Source organism: Saccharomonospora halophila 8 (genome assembly GCF_000383775.1).
GTDB classification, from domain to species: Bacteria; Actinomycetota; Actinomycetes; order Mycobacteriales; family Pseudonocardiaceae; genus Saccharomonospora; species Saccharomonospora halophila.
The window spans coordinates 1-3,583 of record NZ_KB912563.1; the positions used below are offsets into that span (position 1 = coordinate 1).

General features: G+C 69.7%; 3 protein-coding genes and 1 tRNA gene. 2 read left to right on the top strand and 2 right to left on the bottom strand.

The window, feature by feature from the left end:
• Positions 1-362 precede the first annotated feature (362 nt).
• Positions 363-2,030 carry a cation:proton antiporter gene (locus tag SACHA_RS0113740; protein WP_019810725.1) on the top strand — a complete coding sequence of 556 codons (1,668 nt, stop codon included), beginning with the start codon at positions 363-365 and terminating at the stop codon, positions 2,028-2,030.
• Positions 2,031-2,139: 109 nt separating this feature from the next.
• On the opposite strand, the gene SACHA_RS0113745 is transcribed toward SACHA_RS0113740, so the two are convergent.
• Positions 2,140-2,712 carry a hypothetical protein gene (locus SACHA_RS0113745; protein WP_232211885.1) on the bottom strand — a complete coding sequence of 191 codons (573 nt, stop codon included), beginning with the start codon at positions 2,710-2,712 and terminating at the stop codon, positions 2,140-2,142.
• Positions 2,713-3,062: 350 nt separating this feature from the next.
• Positions 3,063-3,136: transfer RNA gene (locus tag SACHA_RS0113750), tRNA-Leu, on the bottom strand.
• A 113-nt stretch (positions 3,137-3,249) separates the two neighbouring features.
• Here SACHA_RS0113750 and SACHA_RS0113755 point away from each other — a divergent pair.
• Complete coding sequence (locus SACHA_RS0113755; protein ID WP_028663170.1) at positions 3,250-3,471, top strand: DUF3618 domain-containing protein; 222 nt, start codon at positions 3,250-3,252, stop codon at positions 3,469-3,471.
• Positions 3,472-3,583 lie beyond the last annotated feature (112 nt).

Below are 3,583 nucleotides of genomic sequence, written 5' to 3' on the forward strand. Positions count from 1 at the left end.
CGCCCGCACCGCCGCACCAGCGGCAACCGGAAACCCGCCCGCCGCTGATTCCCGCCCCCGCGAGTCGCCGCCACCTGCCCGCGAGTCGACGCCGGCCGCTCGCGAGTTGACAGTTCCCGACGCGGCGAACGCCGGGCGTACCCGGCGTTCGCCGACCCCGTTCCGCGGCTTCGCAGGCGAATCGCGGATTCACGATCGCGGAGCGGCGACTCGCCGTCCGGAAGCGGCGACTCGCAGGCACTGAGTGGCGACTCGCGGGTCCGGAGTGGCGACTCGCGGATGCCGCGGGGCGGCTCGGGGCGGCCGGGGCGGTGTGCCGTGGGTATCGTGCTTTCCGAGGGCAGCCGACCACGGAGTCGCCGATGGGTGCGCACACATTCGGCCTGTTCGCCGTCATCCTCGCGATCGCCGCGGGTGCGGCGCTGATCGCGACGCGCTTGCGGCAGCCGTTGATCGTCGCCTTCATCGGTGTCGGGATCCTGGTGGGTCCGACGGGTACCGGCTGGGTCGTGGCCGACGGCACGATCGAGCTGCTGGCCCGCATGGGCATCGCGATCCTGCTCTTCCTCGTCGGTCTCCGACTCGATCTGCACCTCATTCGGAGTACCGGCCCGATCGCACTGGCGACCGGCCTGGGGCAGATCGTGTTCACCTCGGGCGTCGGGTTCCTCATCGCCGTCGCGCTGGGCATGGACATGGTGAGCGCGCTCTACGTCGCGGTGGCGCTCACGTTCTCGTCCACGATCATCATCGTGAAACTGCTCTCCGACAAGCGGGAGCTGGAACACCTGCACGGCCGGATCGCCGTCGGGTTCCTCATCGTCCAGGACATCGTCGTGGTCCTGGTGATGATCGTGTTGACCGCGTTCGGCCGGACCACGGGGGACGACCTCGCGCTCGACGTGGGGCTCGTGTTCGCCAAGGGCCTCGGGCTCGTGGCGGGCGTCGCCGTGCTGAGCCGGTACGTGCTGCCCTGGCTGTCCCACCACATCGCCCGGTCCCAGGAACTCCTGCTGCTCTTCGGCATCGCGTACGCGGTGTCGGTGGCCGCCTTCAGCGACTGGCTGGGCTTCAGTTCGGAGGTGGGTGCCTTCCTCGCCGGGGTGTCGTTGGCGGGGACGCCGTACCGGGACGCGCTCGGCGCCCGCCTGGTCAGCCTCCGTGACTTCCTGTTGCTGTTCTTCTTCCTGGACCTGGGCTCCCGCCTGGAATTCACCGACGCCACCCGACAGATCACCGAAGCGCTCGTGCTCTCGGTGTTCGTGCTCGTCGGGAACCCGCTCATCGTCGTGCTGATCATGGCGGCCATGCGCTACCCGGTGCGGGTCGGGTTCCTGGCCGGGTTGACCGTGGCGCAGATCTCGGAGTTCTCGCTGATCCTCGCCGCGCTCGGACTGAGTCTGGGGCATATCACCAACGCCACCGTCGGCCTGATCACCGTGGTCGGGATCATCACGATCGGTGCCTCGACCTACCTGATCCTGTACTCGCACGCGATCTACGAACGCATCAAGCACCGGATCGCGGTGTTCGAGCGTCGTGGACAGCACCGGACGACGTCCGGGGAGCGGGAGACGTTCGACGGGATCGTCTACGGACTGGGGCGGTTCGGTGGTCACCTCGCCGAGCGGTTGGGCGGCACCGGGCATCGCGTGCTCGCCGTGGACTTCGATCCGCACCGGGTGGGCGCCAACGACCGCAGACAGGTCTCGGCGGTGTTCGGCAGCGCCGAGGATCTGCACTTCCTGGAGACCCTCCCGCTGTCCACGGTCCGCTACGTGGTCAGCACCATTCCGGTCGCGGAGATCAACAAGGCGCTCCTGCACGGGCTGCGGCACCACGGATACCGGGGTGTGGTGGCGCTGACGGCACACACCGCGCGTGATGCGGCACTGCTCCGGGGAGCCGGGGCCGACGTCGTGCTCGAACCGTTCGCCGCCGCCGCGGACGCGACCACCGCGGCTCTCGACCGGCTGGGACTCCGCGGCGGCGACTCCGACGATGCCGACGGCCACGGGGGAGCGCGGTGAGCTTTCGCTCTGGGACGTCACCGCCACCGCCGGTGCACACCGCGCGCACGGGGCCGTCGTCGCCCGTGCTGAACCTCCGACGAGCGGCCCGCTGCCGCCGGTCGGGTGGTCAGTAGGTCCACTCCCAGCCGCCTGCGTCGGCCACGGGCGTCGTCAGCGTGAGGATGCCGCTGGCCTCTGGCACGACAATCTCGACGACACCCTTGTACTGCTGGTTCGGTCCGAAGTTCATCGGCAATCCGCGGGAGGAGTCGGTGCACATGCCTGCCTCGGCCGGGCGTGTCACCCCGTCCTCCCCGATCTCGGCGAAGTTGAACGGATTGAGCACGCCAGAAAGCCGCTGCGCGATCTCGCGGTCGTCGCCGGTAGCGACCCGCACATGGAGGATCAGGGTGTGCCCCTCGTCCGGCGCCTGGCCGTACTCGCCGCACTCCGGGTCGACATCGATCTCGTCAATGGCGAACGTGACACTTCCCGGCGAGTCCGGACCTTCGCCTCGGGGGAACACGCCGGCTTCCTCGCCGAGGCTCTTCACGAGGTTTCCGCGCTCGTTTCTTTCCGGTCCGTTGTCCGTCTCCCCCGAAGGGGTCGAGGAATTGGCGGTCGCGGGCAAGCTCGGCGGGCCGCCCGCGCTGCCCGCATCCGAGTTCGGCGGGGAGCAGGCGGTGAGCAGCGCGAGCACGGCGACGGCTACGGCGGTCGTCAGGGGCTTCATCGTTCTCCTCTCTGGGGGCATCCCTGAGTTCTCCGCTGACCTTGAGCCCGTTAACCGGTGTGCCGTTTCGTTGCCGGATGGTGAGCGACAGGTGGTCGAGCAGCGATCGCACCGGAGGATCACCAGCCGCGCACGGCCAGGACCAGTCCCCGACGGCGTGGCGGGGTTCGTCGGTGGGGGCGTGATGCGTGGCGGGCGGTCGGTGCATGGTGGCGTCTGCTGGACGCCTCGTCTCCGGTGGTTCGCTGCGATTCTGCGGTACGCGGCGCCGCACCCGGTGGTGCGGGAGCACGTTATCGCGGGTTCCGGTGTCGCTGTGGGCCCGGTGGGATTCGAACCCACACTGGCACGGACCTAAACCGTGTGCCTCTGCCTGTTGGGCTACGGGCCCGATACGGCTGTAGCGTAACGTGCGGGCCACCCGACGGCGTGGCCGGTGAGGCGTTCGCGGCGCCCGTGATCTACCGTGACAGCCTGCGAAGAGGATGTGGCGAGGGAGGACACGTGGCGCGCGATCCGGAGACCATCGAACGCGACATCGAGAAGGCCAGGGAGCAGCTCGCGACGACCCTGGACCGGATCGGGGACAAGGCGAACCCGCAGAAGCTCGCGGACACCGCGCAGGCCGGTGTGCGGGCCAAGCTCGACGACCCGAGAATCAAGTACCCGCTCGTCGGCACCGGGGTGCTGGTCGCCGCGTTGCTGGTCCGCAAACTGCTGCGTTGAGGTGATCCGGGAACGCCGGGTGCCCCGCCGACGCCGGGCTCCGGTGCACCGCTCGGGGCGACCGGGGTTCCCGGGCGGCGGGCATGATGCGGCCGACCGCGGTCGGTGCCCG

Bases quoted from the DNA above. Each gene is read 5' to 3' on its own strand.
- SACHA_RS0113740 (WP_019810725.1), top strand. From the start codon at position 363: ATGGGTGCGCACACATTCGGCCTGTTCGCCGTCATCCTCGCGATCGCC.